Annotated in this window: 20 protein-coding genes, 1 pseudogene and 1 other annotated feature; of the genes and pseudogenes, 20 read left to right on the forward strand and 1 reads right to left on the reverse strand. The window is 64.3% G+C overall.

Features of this window, described 5'->3' with window-relative positions; genetic code table 11:
- The 17 genes and pseudogenes from KBT70_RS15850 to hypE form a co-directional block, all read left to right on the forward strand.
- Positions 1 to 680, forward strand: a pseudogene (locus KBT70_RS15850) (carbamoyltransferase HypF); the annotation flags it as partial.
- A gap of 210 nt (positions 681 to 890) precedes the next feature.
- Complete coding sequence (locus KBT70_RS15855) at positions 891 to 1997, forward strand: hydrogenase small subunit (protein WP_296636133.1); 1107 nt, start codon at positions 891 to 893, stop codon at positions 1995 to 1997.
- Between the two features lie 3 nt (positions 1998 to 2000).
- Positions 2001 to 3791: a nickel-dependent hydrogenase large subunit gene (locus KBT70_RS15860; protein ID WP_296636137.1), complete on the forward strand. Its 1791-nt coding sequence runs from the start codon at positions 2001 to 2003 to the stop codon at positions 3789 to 3791.
- A 19-nt stretch (positions 3792 to 3810) separates the two neighbouring features.
- Complete coding sequence (locus KBT70_RS15865) at positions 3811 to 4002, forward strand: hypothetical protein (protein WP_296636142.1); 192 nt, start codon at positions 3811 to 3813, stop codon at positions 4000 to 4002.
- Positions 4003 to 4014: 12 nt separating this feature from the next.
- Entirely contained in the window at positions 4015 to 4752 is a 738-nt protein-coding gene (gene cybH / locus KBT70_RS15870) for a Ni/Fe-hydrogenase, b-type cytochrome subunit (protein ID WP_296636144.1), read from the forward strand.
- 247 nt (positions 4753 to 4999) lie between these two features.
- Entirely contained in the window at positions 5000 to 5608 is a 609-nt protein-coding gene (locus KBT70_RS15875; RefSeq protein ID WP_296636149.1) for a HyaD/HybD family hydrogenase maturation endopeptidase, read from the forward strand.
- 3 nt (positions 5609 to 5611) lie between these two features.
- A complete protein-coding gene (hypC, locus tag KBT70_RS15880) occupies positions 5612 to 5932 on the forward strand; it encodes a HypC/HybG/HupF family hydrogenase formation chaperone (protein WP_296636152.1) in 321 nt (106 codons plus the stop codon).
- Between the two features lie 14 nt (positions 5933 to 5946).
- The gene (locus tag KBT70_RS15885; RefSeq protein WP_296636155.1) at positions 5947 to 6327 is read left to right on the forward strand and encodes a hydrogenase accessory protein; all 381 of its coding nucleotides are present in this window, start codon (positions 5947 to 5949) and stop codon (positions 6325 to 6327) included.
- A gap of 12 nt (positions 6328 to 6339) precedes the next feature.
- A complete protein-coding gene (locus KBT70_RS15890; protein WP_296636158.1) occupies positions 6340 to 7173 on the forward strand; it encodes a hydrogenase expression/formation protein in 834 nt (277 codons plus the stop codon).
- Entirely contained in the window at positions 7170 to 7958 is a 789-nt protein-coding gene (gene hybE, locus KBT70_RS15895; protein ID WP_296636161.1) for a [NiFe]-hydrogenase assembly chaperone HybE, read from the forward strand. Before KBT70_RS15890 ends, hybE begins: the two co-directional genes overlap by 4 nt.
- Positions 7959 to 7962: 4 nt before the next feature.
- Positions 7963 to 8814 carry a hydrogenase expression/formation protein HupK gene (locus KBT70_RS15900; protein ID WP_296636164.1) on the forward strand — a complete coding sequence of 284 codons (852 nt, stop codon included), beginning with the start codon at positions 7963 to 7965 and terminating at the stop codon, positions 8812 to 8814.
- Positions 8807 to 9148: a hydrogenase maturation nickel metallochaperone HypA gene (gene hypA, locus KBT70_RS15905; RefSeq protein ID WP_296636167.1), complete on the forward strand. Its 342-nt coding sequence runs from the start codon at positions 8807 to 8809 to the stop codon at positions 9146 to 9148. The genes KBT70_RS15900 and hypA overlap by 8 nt, the downstream gene beginning before the upstream one ends.
- Positions 9148 to 9978, forward strand: coding sequence for a hydrogenase nickel incorporation protein HypB (hypB, locus tag KBT70_RS15910; RefSeq protein WP_296636170.1), 831 nt, complete (start codon positions 9148 to 9150; stop codon positions 9976 to 9978). Before hypA ends, hypB begins: the two co-directional genes overlap by 1 nt.
- Before the next feature lie 3 nt (positions 9979 to 9981).
- Positions 9982 to 11466: a sigma-54 dependent transcriptional regulator gene (locus tag KBT70_RS15915; protein ID WP_296636174.1), complete on the forward strand. Its 1485-nt coding sequence runs from the start codon at positions 9982 to 9984 to the stop codon at positions 11464 to 11466.
- Between the two features lie 3 nt (positions 11467 to 11469).
- Complete coding sequence (gene hypC, locus KBT70_RS15920) at positions 11470 to 11760, forward strand: HypC/HybG/HupF family hydrogenase formation chaperone (RefSeq protein WP_296636177.1); 291 nt, start codon at positions 11470 to 11472, stop codon at positions 11758 to 11760.
- Positions 11757 to 12893 (forward strand): hydrogenase formation protein HypD, encoded by a 1137-nt coding sequence (gene hypD / locus KBT70_RS15925; RefSeq protein ID WP_296636180.1) that lies wholly within the window; start codon positions 11757 to 11759, stop codon positions 12891 to 12893. Before hypC (KBT70_RS15920) ends, hypD begins: the two co-directional genes overlap by 4 nt.
- 58 nt (positions 12894 to 12951) lie before the next feature.
- Complete coding sequence (gene hypE, locus KBT70_RS15930; protein ID WP_296636182.1) at positions 12952 to 13974, forward strand: hydrogenase expression/formation protein HypE; 1023 nt, start codon at positions 12952 to 12954, stop codon at positions 13972 to 13974.
- Positions 13975 to 13992: 18 nt separating this feature from the next.
- Here the strand turns inward: hypE and KBT70_RS15935 are convergent, their stop codons facing one another.
- The gene (locus KBT70_RS15935; protein ID WP_296636185.1) at positions 13993 to 14613 is read right to left on the reverse strand and encodes an exopolysaccharide biosynthesis protein; all 621 of its coding nucleotides are present in this window, start codon (positions 14611 to 14613) and stop codon (positions 13993 to 13995) included.
- A gap of 201 nt (positions 14614 to 14814) precedes the next feature.
- Between KBT70_RS15935 and KBT70_RS15940 the strand changes: the two genes are divergently transcribed.
- The 3 genes from KBT70_RS15940 to KBT70_RS15950 form a co-directional block, all read left to right on the forward strand.
- Entirely contained in the window at positions 14815 to 15780 is a 966-nt protein-coding gene (locus tag KBT70_RS15940; protein WP_296636189.1) for a calcium/sodium antiporter, read from the forward strand.
- Between the two features lie 92 nt (positions 15781 to 15872).
- A complete protein-coding gene (locus tag KBT70_RS15945) occupies positions 15873 to 18389 on the forward strand; it encodes a cation:proton antiporter (protein ID WP_296636192.1) in 2517 nt (838 codons plus the stop codon).
- Between the two features lie 84 nt (positions 18390 to 18473).
- Positions 18474 to 18531: a sequence feature (sul1 is cis-regulatory element that is thought to sense ions involved in sulfur or methionine metabolism; They are found in Alphaproteobacteria), on the forward strand.
- A 63-nt stretch (positions 18532 to 18594) separates the two neighbouring features.
- On the forward strand, positions 18595 to 19342 hold a 748-nt coding region (locus KBT70_RS15950; protein ID WP_296636196.1), incomplete at its 3' end, for a SulP family inorganic anion transporter.

Consider the following 19342-nt stretch of genomic DNA (forward strand, 5'->3'; position numbering starts at 1 on the left):
TGCTCTTGGGCGATTATCGGGGGTTTGAGCGGCGCGGCTGGTTGCGGCCTGTGGCGATGCCGGGGGGAGACCGGGCAAGCCGGGAGCCATGGCGCAATGCGTTGGCGCAGCTCGATGCGGCGAGGATGGGGCATCTGGCGGATGAGATGTTTGGCGCGCAGCCGCTGGCGCTGTTGCGGCAGGCGGTGCGGGCGGGGGTGAATGCGCCGCTGACCTCATCGGCGGGTCGGCTTTTTGATGCCTTTGCCGCTGTTCTGGGATTTGCAGGGGCGCAAAGTTTCGAGGGCGAGGCGGCGATGGCGCTCGAGGCGCGCGCGGTCTTGGGCGATGTGGGGGCCTATCCGCTGGGGGGCGTTGAGGGCGTGATCGAGACTGCCCCGCTGTGGCAGGCTTGGGCGCAGGACCGTGCGGCGGGGGTTGCGCCCGAGGTGATGGCGGCGCGGTTTCATGCCGGGGTGGCGCAGGGCTTTGCGCGCCGCGCGCGGGCTTTGGTCGAGGCCGGAGAAGCGCAAGCCGTGGCGCTGTCGGGCGGGTGTTTCCAGAATGTGCGGCTCTTGGAATTGACGCTGGAGGCGCTGGGGGATTTGCCGGTGCTGATCCATCGCCGCACCCCTGCCAATGATGGCGGTCTGGCGCTGGGGCAGGCGGTGGTTGCGGCGGCGCGGGCGGTAAGCGGCTGACCGGTTGCTGCGCGGGGGCGGTAAGCGATTGGCCGGTGCTCGGGCGGGGCGTAGGCGGAAAACCCTGACAAGCCCATGATTTCATTTCGATTTATTATCGTGGCGGCAGAGGTGTCTTTTCTTGGACAGGGGGGCTGAGCCTTGGTCTGATGGCCCTTGAGGGGATGTATACGCGTGCATCCCGCGGGGGACATCGAGGGAGGACCAGCCGTGAGCCAGATCGAAACCTTTTATGATGTGATGCGCAGGCAGGGGATCACCCGGCGCAGTTTCATGAAATATTGCTCTTTGACCGCCGCAGCCTTGGGGCTGAGCCCGGCCATGGTGCCGCGCATCGCGCATGCGATGGAGACCAAGCCGCGCACGCCGGTCATTTGGGTGCATGGGCTGGAATGCACCTGCTGTTCGGAGAGTTTCATCCGCTCGGCGCACCCCTTGGCCAAGGATGTCGTGCTGTCGATGATCAGTCTGGACTATGACGACACGCTGATGGCGGCGGCGGGGCATGCGGCCGAGGCGGCGTTTGAAGAGACCATCGCGAAATATCGGGGCAATTACATTCTGGCGGTCGAGGGCAATCCGCCGCTCAACGAGGATGGGATGTTCTGCATCACCGGCGGCAAGCCCTTTGTCGAAAAGCTGCGCCATGCGGCGAAGGACGCGAAGGCGATCATCTCTTGGGGCGCTTGTGCGTCTTATGGCTGTGTGCAGGCGGCCAAGCCCAACCCGACGCAGGCGACGCCCGTGCATAAGGTGATCACCGACAAGCCGATCATCAAGGTGCCGGGATGCCCGCCGATTGCCGAGGTGATGACAGGGGTCATCACCTATATGCTCACCTTTGACCGTCTGCCGGAGCTGGACCGGCAGGGGCGGCCGGCGATGTTTTACGGTCAGCGTATTCATGACAAGTGCTATCGCCGGCCGCATTTCGATGCGGGTCAATTCGTCGAGGCGTGGGACGACGAGAACGCGCGCAAGGGCTATTGTCTCTATAAAATGGGGTGCAAGGGGCCGACGACCTATAACGCCTGTTCCACGGTGCGCTGGAATGAGGGCGTGAGTTTTCCCATTCAATCGGGCCATGGCTGTATCGGCTGTTCCGAGGACGGATTCTGGGATCAGGGCAGTTTTTATAACCGGGTGACGGATCTCACGCAGTTCGGGGTTGAGGCCAATGCCGACAAGGTGGGGATGGCCGCCGCCGGTGTGGTGGGGGGCGCTGTGGCGGTTCATGCCGCCGTGTCGGCGCTGAAGGCCGCGCAGAAGAAGACCCAGACGCAAACCAGCACGCAATCCAGCAAAGAGGAGGCATGAGCCATGACTGTGACCCCAAACGGCTTTGACCTCGACACAACTGGCCGCCGCATCGTGGTGGACCCGGTGACGCGGATCGAAGGGCATATGCGCTGCGAAGTGAACGTGGACGAGCAAGGCGTGATCCGCAACGCGGTCTCGACCGGCACCATGTGGCGGGGGCTGGAGGTGATCCTCAAGGGCCGCGATCCGCGCGACGCCTGGGCCTTTACCGAGCGGATTTGCGGCGTCTGCACCGGCACGCATGCGCTGACGAGTGTGCGCGCGGTCGAGGATGCGCTGGGCATCACGATCCCGGACAATGCCAATTCCATCCGCAATATCATGCAGTTGAACCTGGAAATTCACGACCATATCGTGCATTTCTATCACCTGCACGCGCTCGATTGGGTGAACCCGATCAACGCGCTGCGCGCCGATCCCAAGGCGACGAGCGAGTTGCAACAGGCCGTGAGCCCGTCGCATCCGCTGTCCTCGCCCGGCTATTTCCGCGATGTGCAGAACCGGCTGAAAAAGTTCGTGGAGAGCGGGCAGCTTGGCCTTTTCAAGAATGGGTATTGGGACAATCCCGCCTATCTCTTGCCGCCCGAGGCGGATCTGATGGCGACGACGCATTACCTAGAGGCGCTCGATCTGCAAAAGGAGATCGTCAAGGTTCACACGATCTTTGGCGGCAAGAACCCGCATCCCAACTGGTTGGTGGGCGGCGTGCCGTGCCCGATCAACGTGCATTCCACAGGGGCGGTGGGCGCGATCAACATGGAGCGGCTGAATATGGTCAGTTCCATCATTGATCTGTGCAACGAGTTCAATCGCAACGTCTATCTGCCCGATGTGGTCGCCATTGGCGGTTTCTACAAAGGCTGGCTGCATGGCGGCGGGCTGTCGGGCAAATCGGTCATGGCCTATGGGGATTTTCCCGAGAACCCCAATGATTTCACGCCTGCCAACCTGCATCTGCCACGGGGGGCGATCATCAACGGCAACCTCAACGAGGTGCATGAGGTTGATGTGCGCGATCCCGAGCAGATACAGGAATTCGTCGATCATAGCTGGTATCGCTATGGCGAGGCGGGCAAGGGGCTGCATCCCTGGGATGGCGAAACTGAGGCCAATTACGAGCTTGGCCCCAATGCCAAGGGCACGCGGACCAATATCCTCGAGATTGACGAGGCGGCGAAATATAGCTGGATCAAGGCGCCGCGCTGGCGTGGTCATGCGATGGAGGTGGGGCCGCTCGCGCGCTATGTCGTGGGCTATGCGCAGGGCCATGAGGACATTCGCAATCAGGTGGATGGTCTCTTGCGGGCGCTCGATGCACCGTTCGAGGCGATATTCTCGACCCTGGGGCGGACTGCGGCGCGGGCGCTGGAGAGCGAATATTGCGGCCGGCTGCAAAAGCATTTCTTCGACAAGCTGGTGCAGAACATCAAGAACGGCGATGAAAGCACCGCCAATATCGCGAAATGGGACCCAAGCACATGGCCCAAGGAGGCCAAGGGCGTGGGCATGACCGAGGCCCCGCGCGGCGCGCTGGGGCATTGGATCAAGATCAAGGATGGTCGAATCGAGAATTATCAATGCGTGGTGCCGACCACTTGGAACGGCAGCCCGCGCGACACGGCGGGCAATATCGGGGCGTTCGAGGCAAGCCTGATGAACACGCCGATGGAGCGCCCCGACGAGCCGGTCGAAATCCTGCGCACGTTGCACAGTTTCGATCCGTGCCTCGCCTGTTCGACGCATGTGATGTCGGAAGAGGGTGCCGAGTTGACCACCGTCAAGGTCCGTTGAGCCAAGGGAGGGCAGGGCAATGAAATACGCGATCACGATCTATCTGGCAGGCACGGGGGCAGCATTTGCGCATGGGGGCCATGATCTGAGCCTGCCGCAAACGGGGCTGGCGCATTGGCTGGCGGCCCCTATGCATGCGCCGGGGCTGATCCTCTTGGCGGCGGTGCTGGGCGGGCTGGCGGTCTGGCGCGCCGCGCGCCGCCCGGATTGAGGGGGTCCTGCCATGAGCACGACCGAAACCGGGCTGAAGGATGCCGACGCGAGTGATCTCGCCACGGTCAGCCGACAGACGAGCGTTTATGTCTACGAAGTGCCGGTGCGGCTCTGGCACTGGATCAATGCGCTGGCGATCCTGATCCTGTGCGTGACGGGTTATTTCATCGGCTCGCCGCCGCCGTCGATGCAGATTGCCGAGGCCACGCATCAGTTTGTCTTTGGCTATATCCGCTTTGCGCATTTCGCGGCGGGGTGGATATTGGCGGTTGGATTTCTGGGGCGGATGTATTGGGCGATCTTTGGCAATCACCATGCGCGGCAGCTATTCTATGTGCCGATCTGGCGGGCGTCCTGGTGGCGTGAGGTGTTCTTTGAGGTGCGCTGGTATCTGTTTCTGGAACGCGCCCCCAAGAAATACGTGGGCCACAACCCGCTGGCGCAATTGGCGATGTTCTGTTTCATCACGCTGGGGGTGAGTTTCATGATCGTCACCGGCCTTGCGCTCTATTCCGAGGGGCTGGGCAAGGAGAGCGGGCTTTATGCGCTCTTTGGCTGGGTGTTCACGCTCTTCGGCAACAACCCGCATCTGGTGCATACCTATCATCACCTTGGGATGTGGTGGATCGTGATCTTCATGATCGTGCATATCTATGTGGCGATCCGCGAGGATATCATGAGCCGTCAATCCATCGTCTCGACGATGATTTCGGGCACGCGGACCTTCAAGGATGATCTGCCGGACTGACAAGCGGATCACCACTGGACAGGGCGTCAGAAAAGCGGGCTTTCGGCCTGCTTTTTTGTTTGGTTGATTGGTTTCCTAAATAGTGCAATTGTGAAAAGTAACTTTGCATATTGTCGCGATCCAGATCGCTAATCCTCTGTTTTTAATTCACTTTTTATCAACGCGTGCGGATCGGTTTTTGGTGTTCTTCGGCATGCTGGAGCGGTCATTCTGAGCGCAAGGATGGCTGTGGCATGGAGGAGGGGTCATGCAACCGAGCGTGCTGATACTGGGCATTGGAAATGTGCTCTGGGCTGATGAGGGGTTTGGCGTGCGCTGTGTCGAGCGGCTGGCGGCGCGCTGGTCCTTCGGGCCGGGGGTGACGGTGCTGGATGGTGGCACGCAGGGGCTCTACCTCTTGCCGTTCATGGAGGCCGCCGACCGGCTGATCGTGTTCGATGCGGTCGATTACGGGCTGGTGCCCGGCACCATGAAGATTGTCGAGGACGAGGCCGTGCCCGCCTTTATGGGCGCGAAAAAGATGAGCCTGCATCAGACCGGGTTTCAGGACGTGATCGCCACGGCGCAATTGATGGGCTACTGCCCCGAGCGGTTGTTGCTGATCGGCTGTCAGCCCGAGGAGCTGGAGGATTACGGCGGCGGGTTGCGCGATGTCGTGGCGGCGCAGATTGAACCCGCCATCGAGGTGGCGCTGGCGCGGCTGCGCGATTGGGGGGTCGAGATGCGCCCCGGTATGAGCGATGCCACCTATCTGGCCGATCCGTCGATCCGGCAGGACGCCTATGAAGCGGGCCGCCCGAGCGCTGATGCCGCCTGTCGTGTGGGCGATGCGCGGTTTTTTCCGGGTGGGGACTGAGCGATGTGTGTGGGGATTCCCATGCAGGTTCTGTCGGTCGACGGAATCGCCGCGCGCGCCACGGATGGCGAGGGCGAGGCGCTGATTGATCTGACGCTCACAGGGGCCGTGCTGCCCGGCACATGGGTGCTGACGCATCTGGGGGCCGCGCGCGAGGTGCTGGAGGCGGGCGAGGCGCTGAAAATTGCGGCCGCCGTGCGCGCGCTCAAATCCATCATGGCGGGGGGCGGGATGGGCGATGCCTTTGCCGATCTGGAGGCGCGCGCGCCCGCCCTGCCGCCGCATCTGCAAGCCGCCCGCGCTGCGGGCAAGACCACCGCATGAGAGAGGGGACGCACATGACACATCCGTTGATCGACCGGCTGAGTGCCGAATTGGGCTGGCCCTATTTGGAGAGCACCGGCGATCTGACTGCTTTTACCTCGCGCGAGGGGGTGCATGTGCTCTTTGTCCCCGGTGACCCGGCGCGCAATCTGGAGAGCGCCGATGTGGCGGTGATCCTGCCCGAATTGCGCATGGCCTTTCAGGGGCGGTTCGATTGTGCCGTGGTGGGCGATGCCATCGAGGCGGAACTGCGCGAGGCAACCCGCGTGCTGAAAACGCCGAGCCTCTTGTTTTATCGCGCGGGCGAAGTGATCGGCGCGCTGCCCAAGGTGCGCGATTGGGATGAATACATGGCCCGGATCACGCAGATCCTGACCCGCAGCAACGCCGCCTGAGGAGGGCATCACATGGTCAGCAATTTTCACCTGCCCCCCACCGGATTTGGCCCCGGATCGCAGCCCCTGGGCGAGGAGGGCGCGGCGCTGGAATATCTGCCGATGCCGCAGGACATGCGCGCCTATTCCCCGCATGTGCCCGAGGTCGAGGTGGACGCGCACCTGATGCCGGCGCTGGATCTCTTGGGCGAGATTGCCCGTGCCGCCGAGGTGTGCGGCCGCGTCGGGGGCCATCGGCGGTTTGATCTGGCGGGTCTGGATGCCGCCAATCGCGCGCTGATTGCCGAGACGATGGGGGCCGGAGAGGTGGCGATCAAGATCCACGACATTCCGGCGATTGCGGTGCAGGAGAGTGTCTTTGCCGGGGTCTGGGGCCTGAAGGGCGCAGGTGTGGATGCCATCGAGGTAGGGCCGGTGCCCGCGCAGGCGCTGAGCCGCGCCTTTGCGCCGCGCCGGGCCGGGCGAGAGGTGCCGCGCAGCGCGCAGGTGGTGAACGCGCCGCCGCTCTTGGTCGAATTGCAGGATAAATCGGCGCGGTTCACGCCGGGGACCGAGGCGCATGTGATCAACCTCACGCTTTTGCCGCATACCGAGGCGGATCTGGAGTGGCTCGAGGCGCAGCTTGGCCAAGGGTCGGTCGATATTCTGTCGCGGGGCTATGGCAATTGCCGGATCACCGCGACGGCGCTGGCGCATGTCTGGCGGGTGCGGTTCTACAATTCGATGGATGTGCTCATTCTCGACACGTTCGAGGTGACGGCCATGCCCGAGGTGGCGCTGGCAGCACCCGAGGATCTGGGAGACAGCGGCGAGCGGATTCTCGAAGTGCTGGAGGCCATCCGATGAGCGGGTTCGAGGGGTCGTATCTGGGGGCCAATGACAAGATCAGCCTGCAGGCGATCATGGAATGCAAGATTTGCTGGACGCCTTATGACCCGGCGGAGGGTGATGATACCCGCCAGATCGAGCCCGGCACGCCCTTTGTGGCGCTGCCCGAGGATTGGAAATGCCCCAATTGCGATGCGCCCAAGGAGCAGTTTCTGGTGGGCGAGGACCCCGGCAGCGGGGCCTTGGCCGAGGCGGCGATGATCGGGGGCAAGACCCATGCGCTGGTCACGGATTTCACCGAGGTCTGGCACGGCAAGATGCGCGACGTGCCGATTGTGAACAAGCTCTTGCATGTGCAGGCGGTCGGATTCCAGATGCACGAGGGGCGGCCCTTGGGTGTGCTCCTCAGCCCGTGGTTCATGAACCTTGTGCAATTGCCTGCCGAGGGCGAGGATTGGTCGGCGCTTGTGCCGGGGGCCAAGGAAGTGATCAGCTTTGCCTCGGGCGAGTATGAATTCATCCATAATGTGCGCGAGATGGTGGGGGGGTATAAAGCCTGCTCGCTCTTTTCGCCGATGGGCGAGTTTCGCAGTCAGGCGCAGGCGGTCGATGTGGCGCGGGCGGTGATGGTGGCGCTCTTTCAGGACGAACACCGCGCAGAGACCGACCGCGCCGCTGATATTCGCGCAGCACGCGAGGCCGAGATTGCGGCGCTGGAGGTGCCGGAGATTTTGCCAGAAATTTTGCCAGAGGCCCCGACACGGCGGCAGGTGATTTCTGCCGGTCTGGCAAGCGAGGGTTGAGGCGATGCTGGACCTTGACCGGGATGTGAGTGGCTTGCGTGCGGTGCCTGCACCGCCCTTGCCGCTGGCGCGGCTGGTCGAGGGGCGCGAGGTGGAGGAGGTGGCCGAATTGCTGCCGCGTCTTTTCAACCTCTGCCGGGTGGCGCAGACCGTGGCGCTGCGCATGGCGCTGGGGCTGGAGGGGATCGAGACCGGCGCGCTGGCGGCCGAGATCGCGCGCGAACATGCGCTGAAGCTGAGCGTGGTCTGGCCGGTGCGCCTAGGCCTGCCGGTGCAGGCAGGGCAGGAGGCGCTGGGCGGGGAATTTCCGGGCGATGCGGATGAGTTTGCGCGGTATATGCGAGGAGAGGCCGGGGTCGGGCCGCTCTTGCGCGCGGTGGCGGCGCGATTTGCACCGGGCGAGGGCGTGTGCGCCGTTTTGCCGGTGGTGACGCGCGCGCGCATTCTGACCCTGAGCGCGCAGGAGAATTCCATCGCCGCACGGCATCTGGCGCATCCGGTGATGCGGCATGTCGAGGGGCGCTATGGGCGGGGGCCGCTCTGGCGGGTGGTGGCGCGGGCGCTGGATCATGCGGCGGCGGTTCGGGGCGATTTGCCCGCGCCGCAGCTGACCCCGGAGGGCGTGGCAATCGTGCCCGCCGCGCGAGGCCTTTATGCGGTGCGGGCCGAGGTCGAGGCAGGCCGGGTGCGGCACCTCTGCCGGGTCACGCCGACGGATCACCTGATGGCGCGTGACGGGATCATGGCGCAGGCGCTTGCCAGCCTGCCGCGGGCCAAGCATGCTGAGGCGGGGCTTATGGTCGATCTGCTTGACCCTTGCACGCCTGTCACGCTGGAGGGCGGTAATCATGCATGAGATGTCGCTGGTCGAGGGCATCCGCCGGGTGATCGAGGATCAGGCGCGGACGCATGACTTTGCGCGGGTCAAGGTGCTGCGGGTCGAGATCGGGCGCTTTGCCTGTGTCGAGAAACCGGCGCTGGAATTTGCCTTTGACGTGGTGATGCGTGGCAGCGTGGCCGAGGGGGCGCGGCTCGAGATGATCGACTTGGCCGGGCGCGTCATGTGCTACGATTGCGTGGCCGAGGTCGAGATTGCCGAACGGCTGTCGCCCTGTCCGCTCTGTGGTGGCGGGCGGTTGATGCCGGTGGGGGGCGATGAAATGCGGATCAAGGATATGGAGGTGATCTGATGTGCACGGTTTGCGGATGCGGAACGGGATCGGTTGAGGGGCATCATGCCCATGACCATCATCACCACCACCACCATCCCCACGATCACGGGCAGGATCATGGCGATCTGCATTTCGGCCAAGGGCCTGCCGGGGTTGAAGTGGCGGGGATGTCTCAGGCGCGGTTGATCGAGATCGAGACTGACATCTTGGCCAAGAATGACCGCTATGCCGCCGCCAACCGGGCGCGGCTGGCCGAATTGGGCGCGTTTGCGATCAACCTTGTCTCGTCGCCCGGATCGGGCAAGACGACGCTTCTCTGCCGCACCATCGAGGCCTTGGGCGCGCAGCCTTTGGCGGTGATCGAGGGCGATCAGCAGACCGCGAATGACGCCGACCGCATCCGCGCCACTGGTGCGCAGGCGGTGCAGGTGAATACCGGCAAGGGCTGTCATCTGGATGGGCATATGGTGGGGCATGCGATGGAGCATCTGGACATTGCGCCCGCCTCGCTGCTTTTCATCGAGAATGTCGGCAATCTGGTCTGTCCTGCGGCCTTTGATCTGGGCGAGGATTGCAAGGTGGCGATCCTGAGTGTCACCGAGGGCGAGGACAAGCCGTTGAAATATCCCGACATGTTCACGGCGGCGAAGCTGGCGCTCTTGAACAAGGTCGATCTGGCACCCTATTGCGATGTCGATCTCGATCTTTATGAAGCCAATTTGCGCCGGGTTAATCCGGGGCTGGAAGTGATCCGCGTTTCGTCGCGCACCGGCGAGGGGATGGACCGCTGGCTGGGGTGGTTGCAAGGCAGGCTCGCGCAGAAATCCGCGCGGGCGGCGGCGGAGTAGGAGATGACGGTGCTGCCCACCCTTCTGTTGGTCGATGACGAGGCGCATTCGCTCAACGCCATGCGGATGGCGCTCGAGGATGAGTTTGACTGTCTGACCGCCTCGGACGCAGAGGAAGCGGCGCGGCTGATGGCCGAGCATGACGTTCAGGTGATCTTTTGCGATCAACGCATGCCGGGGCGCACTGGTGTGGCCTTTCTGACCGAGGTGCGCGACCGCTGGCCCGAGGCGGTGCGCATCATCATCACCGGGTTCACCGAAACCAATGACATGATCGCGGCGATCAACGAGGCGGGGATTTATCAGTTTGTCACCAAGCCTTGGCATCCCGATCACCTGTTGATGACCGCCAAGAATGCCGCCGACCTCTTTCGCCTGAGCCGCGAGCATGAGCGGATGTCGCTGGAAATGCGCTATCTGGCGCGCAATGTCGAAAGCAAGCTGGAGCAGCAGCGCCGGGCGCTGCGCGAGGGTTTGGGGTTTGAAAAGGTGTTGCGCGCGCCCAATTCGCCGCTCAACGCCGTGATCGCGCAGGCGCGGCAATATGCAAGTTTCGATGTGCCGGTCTTGATCACCGGCGAGGGCGGCACCGGCAAGGCTGCACTGGCGCGGGCGATGCATTACGGATCATTGCGGGCGGATCGGCCATTTCAGGAAATCGACTGCACCGGGGTCGAGGATGATATTCTGGAGCTTGAGCTATTCGGCGCGCGGCGCGGGGCGATTGCGGGGCTCCAAACCGGCAAGGTGGGGCTCTTGCAAAAGGCGGATCGGGGGACGCTGTTCCTCAACGGTCTGGCGGGGCTCAGCCCGCGGATGCAACTGGCGCTGTTGCGGGTGGCGCGAGAGGGGGCGTTTCGCCCGCTCGGCAGCCATGAAATGAGCCGGGTCGATCTGCGCCTTTTGGGCGGGGCGGATCGCGATTTGCGCGCCGAGGTAGCCGAGGGGCGGTTTCGCGCCGATCTCTATCACGCGCTGGCGCGCACCACGCTGGAGGTGCCGCCGCTGCGCGAGCGGCCGGGGGATTTGGGTATTCTGGCGCAAAGCCTCTTGTTCGAGGCGGCAGCGGCGCATGGCAAGCCGGTGCATGGTCTGTCCGAGGACGCGGTCCGGTTTCTGGCGAGCTATGACTGGCCCGGCAATCTGCGCGAGTTGGAAAACGAGGTCACGCGCATGTTGATCTTTTCGCAAGACAGCGTGCTTGGGCCGGAATTGATTTCGCGGCACATCCTGCAGGCGGCACCGGGCGGGCGGCCTGATCTGGCGCTCGATGCGGTTCTGGCGGGACGCGGCACGCTCAAGGACCGGGTCGAGGAGGTCGAGGCGCGTATCCTGCGCGAGACCCTGACGCGGCTGAAATGGAACAAGAGCCGCGCGGCGCAGGAACTGGACCTGAGCCGGGTGGGCCTGCGCGCCAAGATCGAGCGCTACGGGATCGAGGAACCGGGCAAGGTGCCCCAATCCGATCCCCAATCAGAGGAGGAGTGAGCCATGTGTCTGGGAATACCCGGTCAGATCGTTGCGGTGACGGATGCCGCCCGGATGATGGCCATGGCAGAAGTGTCGGGCGTGCGGCGGGCGGTCAATGTGGCCTGCATCGCGCAGGGGCCGCTTGAGGATCTCGTGGGGCAATGGGCGCTCATCCATGTGGGCTTTGCCATGGCGGTGATCGACGAGGACGAGGCCGCCAAGACGCTGGAGGCGCTGCGGGGATTGGGCGAGGCGCAGGAAACGCTGGCGGCGATGGCGGCGGGTGATGCGGCATTGGAGGGGCAGCGATGAAATACGCCGATGAGTTTCGCGATCCCAAGGCCGCCCGCGCGCTCTTGGAGCGGATTGCCGTTGTGACCGACGCCATCGGGGCCACGGCGGAAAACCCGGTGCGGATCATGGAGATTTGCGGCGGGCATACCCATGCGATCTTTCGCTATGGCCTCGACAAGCTGGTGCCGGAGGGATTGGATTTCATCCATGGCCCCGGCTGTCCGGTCTGTGTGCTGCCGATGGCGCGGGTGGATGAATGTGTGGAACTGGCCGAAGACCCGCGCGTGATCTTTACCACCTTTGGCGATGCGATGCGGGTTCCGGGGAGCCGCAAAAGCCTGTTGCAGGCCAAGGCCGAGGGCGCGGACATCCGCATGGTCTATTCGCCGCTCGATGCGCTGGAAATCGCGCGGCGCAACCCGGCGCGCGAGGTCGTTTTCTTTGGGCTGGGGTTCGAGACCACGACGCCCTCGACGGCGCTGTCGATCCAAGCGGCGGCGGCCGAGGGGCTGGCGAATTTCAGCGTTTTTTGCAATCACATCACCGTGCCGCCCCCTATCAAGGCGCTGCTCGATGATCCCTATATGCGGCTTGATGGGTTTGTCGGGCCGGGGCATGTGTCGATGGTGATCGGCATCCATCCCTATGATTTCATTGCCCGCGACTATGGCAAACCCATCGTGGTGGCGGGGTTTGAGCCGCTCGACCTGCTCCAATCGGTGCTGATGGTGCTGGAACAGATCCGCGACGGGCGGGCGGAGGTGGAAAACCAATATGCCCGCGTGGTGCCCGAACATGGCAATCCGGTAAGCCTTGCGGCGATGGCCGATGTTTACGAGCCGCGCCCCTCGTTCGAATGGCGGGGTCTGGGCGAAATTGACGCAAGCGGGTTGCGCATCCGCCCGGCCTATGCCGCCTATGACGCAGAGGTGAAATTCGGCGTGGGTTATGGCGCCGAGAGCCGCAATATTCCAGAACCCGAGGGCTGCGCCTGCGGGGCGGTGATGACGGGACGGATCAAGCCCGTGGCTTGCCCGCAATTCGGGCGCGGTTGCACGCCCGAGATGCCCTTGGGCGCGCTGATGGTCAGCTCGGAAGGGGCCTGTGCGGCCTACTACCAATATGGCGGCGCACGGGCCGAGGCGGTTTAGGGGGCGCTGCCCCCGCGCCTGCGGCGCTCCCCCAGAGTATTTTTGGAAAGATGAAAACATGAGCTTGAGGGATACGCGGGTCACGCTGGCCCATGGCGGTGGCGGCACGGCAATGCGCGATCTGATCCAAGAGGTGTTCACGTCGGTCTTTGCGCCCGAGATGATGGAGGATCAGGCGCGGCTGATGGTGGCGGGATTGCAGGAGCCGGGCGCGCGACTGGCCTTTACCACCGACAGTTTCGTGGTTGATCCGGTCGAATTTCCGGGCGGGGACATTGGCACCATTGCGGTCTGCGGCACGGTCAACGATCTGGCGGTGGGGGGCGCGCGGCCCCTCTGGCTGTCGGCGGCGTTCATCATCGAAGAGGGGACCGAGGTGGCGCTCTTGCGGCGGATCGTGGCCTCAATGCAGGCCGAGGCCGAAGCGGCGGGGGTGCGGATTGTGACCGGGGATACCAAGGTTGTGGGGCGCGGCATGGCCGACAAGCTCTTTGTCACCACCGCCGGCGTGGGGGTGATCCCGCCGGGGCGCGATTTGCAGGCGGGCCATATCCGCGCGGGCGATGTGGTGCTGGTCAATGGCGTGCTGGGCGATCACGGCGCGGCGATTCTGGCGGCGCGGGGGGAGATGGCGCTGTCGGCTGATCTGGTGTCGGACTGTCAGGGATTGGGGCATCTGATGGAGGCGGTGCTGGCGGCGGCGCCGGGCACGCGCGCGGCGCGCGATGCGACGCGCGGCGGGGTGGCCTCGGTGCTCAATGAAATGGCGGCGGCGGCGGGGCTGGCAATCGAAATTGACGAGGCGGTGCTGCCGCTGCGCACGCAAGTGCGGGGGATGTGCGAGATCCTTGGGCTTGATCCGCTCTATCTGGCCAATGAGGGGCGGGTGGTGGTGGTGGTGCCCGAGGCCGAGGCCGAGGCGGCCTTGGCGGCGATGCGCGCACGCCCCGAAGGCGCCGGGGCGGTGGCAATCGGGCGGGTAATGGAGGGCCGCGCGGGGCAGGTCACGATGCGCACGCTCTTTGGCGGGGCGCGGATCGTGGATATGCTGGTGGGCGAGCAGTTGCCGCGCATTTGCTGAGGCGCGGGGGCGGCTCTCTCAATGCAGGAGCGCGTCCGCCCCTGCCGCCAGCGACAGGATGATGGTGACGGTCAGCAGCACCGAGAGTGCCCCCAGAATGAGGCCGAAGAAGGTGACGAGCCCGTCGCGTTCCACGATGCCCACGCCCACGGTGAAGAGCGAGACCGCCGGGAACCAGCCGCTGAGCGGCACCGGCAGGAAGAGCGCGAAGGCGATCACGAAGAGCACAAGGCCGAGCGGACGCTCGTTGCGGCGCGCAAAGAGCGTGATGTAGCGGGGCCGGAGAATACGCTCGAGCCTCCGGGTGATGGGGCGCAGGCGCAACACGCCGCGCCGCAGGCGGTCCTGATCTATACGCAGGCCTGAGAGCATCCCCGGCAGGCGGACATGCGGATAGCCCAAGGCCATCTGACCCGTGGTGACGAGAAGCGGCAAGGCGGTCAAAAGCGTGGTGCCGGGGGGAAGCGGCAAGAGTGTGACCAGCGAGAACACGACGATGGCCCAGCCGAACGAGGTCTCGCCCAAGGCGGTGAGCAGGGTGCCCAAGGTCAGCGTTCCGGCGCGGTGCTGGGCACGCGAGGTCCGCAGGATCGGAAGCGACAGCGACGGTCGTTTCCGCTTGGCCTTTTTGCCTGTCATGCTGCGCCTCTCACAATACCGGGCGACATATCGGATGCTCTGCGCCCGAATTCAATCGCTGCTTTGTGTCTAGTCGGGAATGATGACGAATAAACATCGAAATCAGCCATGGCCCTCTTCTCTTTTGCAGCGTGGCACCTTAGGTCCACCAACGTTGTGTCCGGGCAGGGGCCGGGGCGAACGGGCAAGTCAGGAATTCGGATGGTGCAGGATCTCATTCTCGTGGCCGCGGGCCTCGTGCTGCTGTTTGTGGGGGGAGAGGCGCTGGTGCGGGGGGCTGTGGCCATCGCAGAGCGCATGGGGATTTCCAAGCTCTTGATCGGTTTGGTGATCGTGGGCTTTGGCACCTCGACACCCGAATTGCTGGTGTCGGTCAATGCCGCCCTGGACGGCGCGCCGGAAATCGCATTGGGCAATGTCGTGGGCTCGAACATCGCCAATATCCTGCTCATCCTCGGTCTGGCGGCGGTGATTGCGCCGATCATGGGCTGGGCCCGCACGGCGGTGCGCGAGGCGTTGGTGGCGACGCTAGTCAGCCTTGTGGCCTTTGCTCTGGTGCAGGGCGCGGTGATCAGCCGGATGGAAGGCATTGCGATGATGCTGGTTCTGGTCGGCTATCTGGTTTCGAGCTATTGGCTGGAGCGGCGCGACCGCACGGCGCAGACATTCCAGCATGAGGCGGAGGCATTCGAAGGTCTGCCCGCTGCGCGGCCCTGGTTGCCGCCGCTCTTGGCCTTGGGGGGCATCGCGGCGCTGGTGTTTGGTGCCGACCTGCTGGTTGAGGGGGCTGTTAACATCGCGCGGGTCTTTGGCGTGCCCGATGCGGTGATCGGGCTGTCGCTGGTCGCGGTCGGCACCTCGTTGCCGGAACTGGCGACCGCCATCGTCGCCGCCATCCGGCGGCAATCCGATGTGGTGTTGGGCAATGTGATCGGCTCGAATATCTTTAACATCCTGGCCATTCTGGGGGTGACGGTGGTGATCCAGCCCATCGAAGTCAGCGCGCGGTTCCGCGAGATCGACACGCCGGTGATGCTGGGGGCGGCGCTCTTGCTCTTGGCGTTGCTCTTTGCCACGCGCAGCATCGGCCGGGGTTGGGGCCTGTTGATGCTGGGGCTCTACGCGGCCTATATGGTCTTTCTCTTCACCGGCGGCATGGTGGCGTAAGCGGGGCAGGGCCCGTGCGGGGCGGCGAAAACCTGCCCTGTGATGGCAAAGGTTCGATTCCCAATTCCTGAAATTCCAGCTAGTTCAGGGATATGGATATCGTTCTTGTCACGACGATCATTGCGTCGCTCTTTCTGGTGATTGCCGCTGCCGATCCTTTGGCGGCGCGTCTGCGGCTGCCCTATAGCGTGATCCTTGCCTGTCTGGGGATGCTGATCGGGGTGGGGGCGATCTTTTTCCTGCGCACCGAATTGACCGATGCACTTAACCCGGTGGCCGAGGCCATTCTGGGGCTACCGATCCGGTCCAACGTGTTTCTATATGTGTTCCTGCCGACGCTGCTCTTTCAAGTGACGCTCGGGGTCAATCCCCGGCGTATGATGGATGACTGGGTGCCTATTCTGGTGCTGGCGGTGGTGGCGGTGGTGGTGGCAACGCTGGCCGTGGGCTATGCGTTGGCCTATGCCAGTGCGCTGCCTCTGGTGGCGTGCCTGCTGATTGGTGCGATTGTCAGCACGACGGACCCGTCGGCGGTGGTGGGGATATTCCGCTCGATTTCCGCGCCGCGCCGGTTGGCGCGGATCATCGAGGGCGAGAGCCTCTTGAATGACGCCGCTGCCATCGCGCTCTTTGGTCTATTCATGGCGTTCGTGATGATGGGGGTGCCGGACCCCAGTTTTCAGGATGCTTTGGCGCAGTTTCCGGTGCTGATCGCGGGCGGTGCGGCGGTGGGGTGGTTCACGGCGCGCATTGCTGTCTGGCTGATGGCGTTGATGGCGCGGTATGAACTGGCGGTGATCTCGGTCTCGGTGGCCTTGCCCTATCTCGCCTATATCGGCGCGGAACAGAGCATCGGGGCCTCGGGTGTGATCGCGGTCGTGGCGGCGGGGCTCACGCTCAACCTCACGGGGCCTGCGCGTTTGCCGCCCGTGATCTGGACCAACCTGCGCGAGGTCTGGGATTTGCTGGCGCATTGGGCGGGGGCGCTCATCTTTATCCTTGCGGCGCTCTTGATCCCGCGGCTGCTGGAGGAGGTGCGGGCGGGGGATTTCGTGCTGATCCTCGTGGTCATTGTTGCGGCGGTGACGGCGCGGGCGGTGATCCTCTTTGGTCTCATGCCGGTGCTGAGCCTGCTGCGCCTCTCGCCCGTGGTCGAGCGGCCTTACCGTGTAGCGATTCTCTGGGGGGGATTGCGGGGGGCGGTCACGCTGGCGCTTGCCCTTGCCGTGACCGAGAGCTTTGGGGTGCCGCCCGAGGTCAAGCGGTTGGTGGGTATTCTGGCCACCGGCTTTACCCTCTTCACGCTGTTGGTGCAGGGCACGACCCTGAGATGGGTGATCGGGCGGCTCGGGCTGGACCGGCTCACGCCGCTGGATCAGGCGCTGAGCAATCAGGTGATCGCCGTGGCCTTGCAGACTGTGCGCGAAGCCGTGGCGCGCACCGCGGAGAACTATGAGCTGACGCGCGAAACTGTGCGCTCTGAGGCCAAGCGCTTTGCTGAACGTCTCGACCGGGCGGTCGAGACTGCCGAGGAAGGGGCCGAGATACAGGACCGCGACCGGATCACGCTGGGGCTGATCGCGCTTGCGGGGGCCGAGCGCGATACGATCCTCGCGCGGTTTCGCGAACAGGCGATTTCGGCGCGGCTGTCGGAGCAGATCCTGACCGAGGCGGACCGGTTGATCGAAGCAACCCGCTCGGGCGGGCGTACCGGCTATCAGCGCGCGGCGCGGCGCAGCCTGCGCTATGGGCGGGCCTTTCGCTTTGCGGTGCTGCTCAACAACCGGGTGCGGATTTCGCGGCCCCTCGCGTTGATGACGGCGGACCGGTTCGAGGTGCTGCTGTCGCAGCGCCTGATCCTGCGTGATCTGAGTGGGTTCATAGACGGGCGTATCCGGCGCATCCATGGCAAGCGGGTGGCGGATCTTTTGCACGAGTTGCTGACGCGGCGACAAGAGGCGGTGGAAACCGCACTTGAGGGCCTGCGCCTGCAATATCCCGGCTATGCCGAGGAGTTGGAGCGCAGGTTCATCCGCCGCACCGCGCTGCGGCTGGAAGAGCGTGAATATGGCATGCTGCGTGAGGATGGGCTGATCGGGGCGGAGCTGCACGTGGCCTTGATGCAGGACATTGCCGCGCGGCGCCTGCGCGAGGAACAACGCCCCAAGCTGGACGTGGCGGTGCAAAAGGCCGAGTTGGTGCGGCAATTCCCGCTGTTTGCCGATCTCGATGAGCGCAGCCTGCGGCAACTCACGCGCGCCCTGCGCACGTTTTATGTCAACGAGGGCGATGTGATCCTGCGCAAGGATACGCCCGCGCGGCGCGTGTTCTTTATCGCCTCTGGCGCGGTCGAACTGGCGGTTGCGGGGCAGACATGGCGTTTGGGACGGGGCGAGATGTTTGGCCAGATGGCGATCCTGATGCAGAAACCCCGCCGCACCGCCGCGACGGCGATTTCCTCCTCGACCCTGCTGGTGCTGGACGAGGCGCGGTTTCGGCGGCTGCTCAAGCGCAGCGCGGGATTGCAAGAGGCGGTGCGTCAGAGCGCCAAGGCGCGCGGGGTCAAGACCGATGCCTTCATCATCCCGGAGTTGATCGCAGAAGACTGAGGGCCCCGCGACCCAGCATTGCCGCGTTGCGGCGATCAGGGCTTGGCATCCGGGGAAGGGTCCGTTAAACGCCGCTGGTAATCGCATGGACCCGGGTGCAAGCCCCGGGTGGCTCTTCCGGCCGCCGATCCGCCGGACCATTGAACCCTATCAAGATGCACAATCGGGCCGGGCTTCGGCTGGCCGGATCAGGGATGGACTTCACATGATTTCAATAGATGCCTATCGGGCACAATGGTTTGGCAATATCCGGGGCGACGTGCTCTCGGGGCTGGTGGTGGCGCTTGCGCTGATCCCCGAGGCGATTGCCTTTTCGATCATCGCAGGCGTGGACCCCAAGGTGGGGCTCTATGCCAGTTTCTCGATCGCTGTGATCACGGCGATCACCGGCGGGCGGCCCGGTATGATTTCGGCGGCGACGGCGGCGACGGCGGTGCTGATGGTGACGCTGGTCAGGGATTACGGGCTGGAATACCTCTTGGCGGCGACGGTGCTTGCGGGGCTTATCCAGATCGGGATGGGGGTGCTGCGGCTGGGGTTCGTGATGCGCTATGTGTCGAAATCAGTGATGACCGGCTTCGTCAACGCCCTCGCCATCCTGATCTTCATGGCGCAATTGCCGGAACTGGACCCAAGAGCGGTGTCATGGATCACCTATGTTCTGGTCGCGGCGGGGCTGGGGATCATTTACCTCTTTCCGCTTCTGACCAAGGCTGTGCCGTCGCCGTTGGTCACGATCATCGTGCTGACAGCGTTGACGCTCGCGCTTGGCCTTGATGTGCGCACGGTGGGCGATATGGGCGCGCTGCCCGACACATTGCCGGTGTTCCTGATCCCCGACATTCCGCTCACATTTGAGACGCTGATGATCATCCTGCCCTATTCGGTGGCCGTGGCGGTCGTGGGGCTGCTCGAGAGCCTGATGACCCAGAATATCGTGGATGACCTGACCG

Source organism: Roseovarius sp., from assembly GCF_018066915.1.
GTDB lineage: Bacteria > Pseudomonadota > Alphaproteobacteria > Rhodobacterales > Rhodobacteraceae > Roseovarius.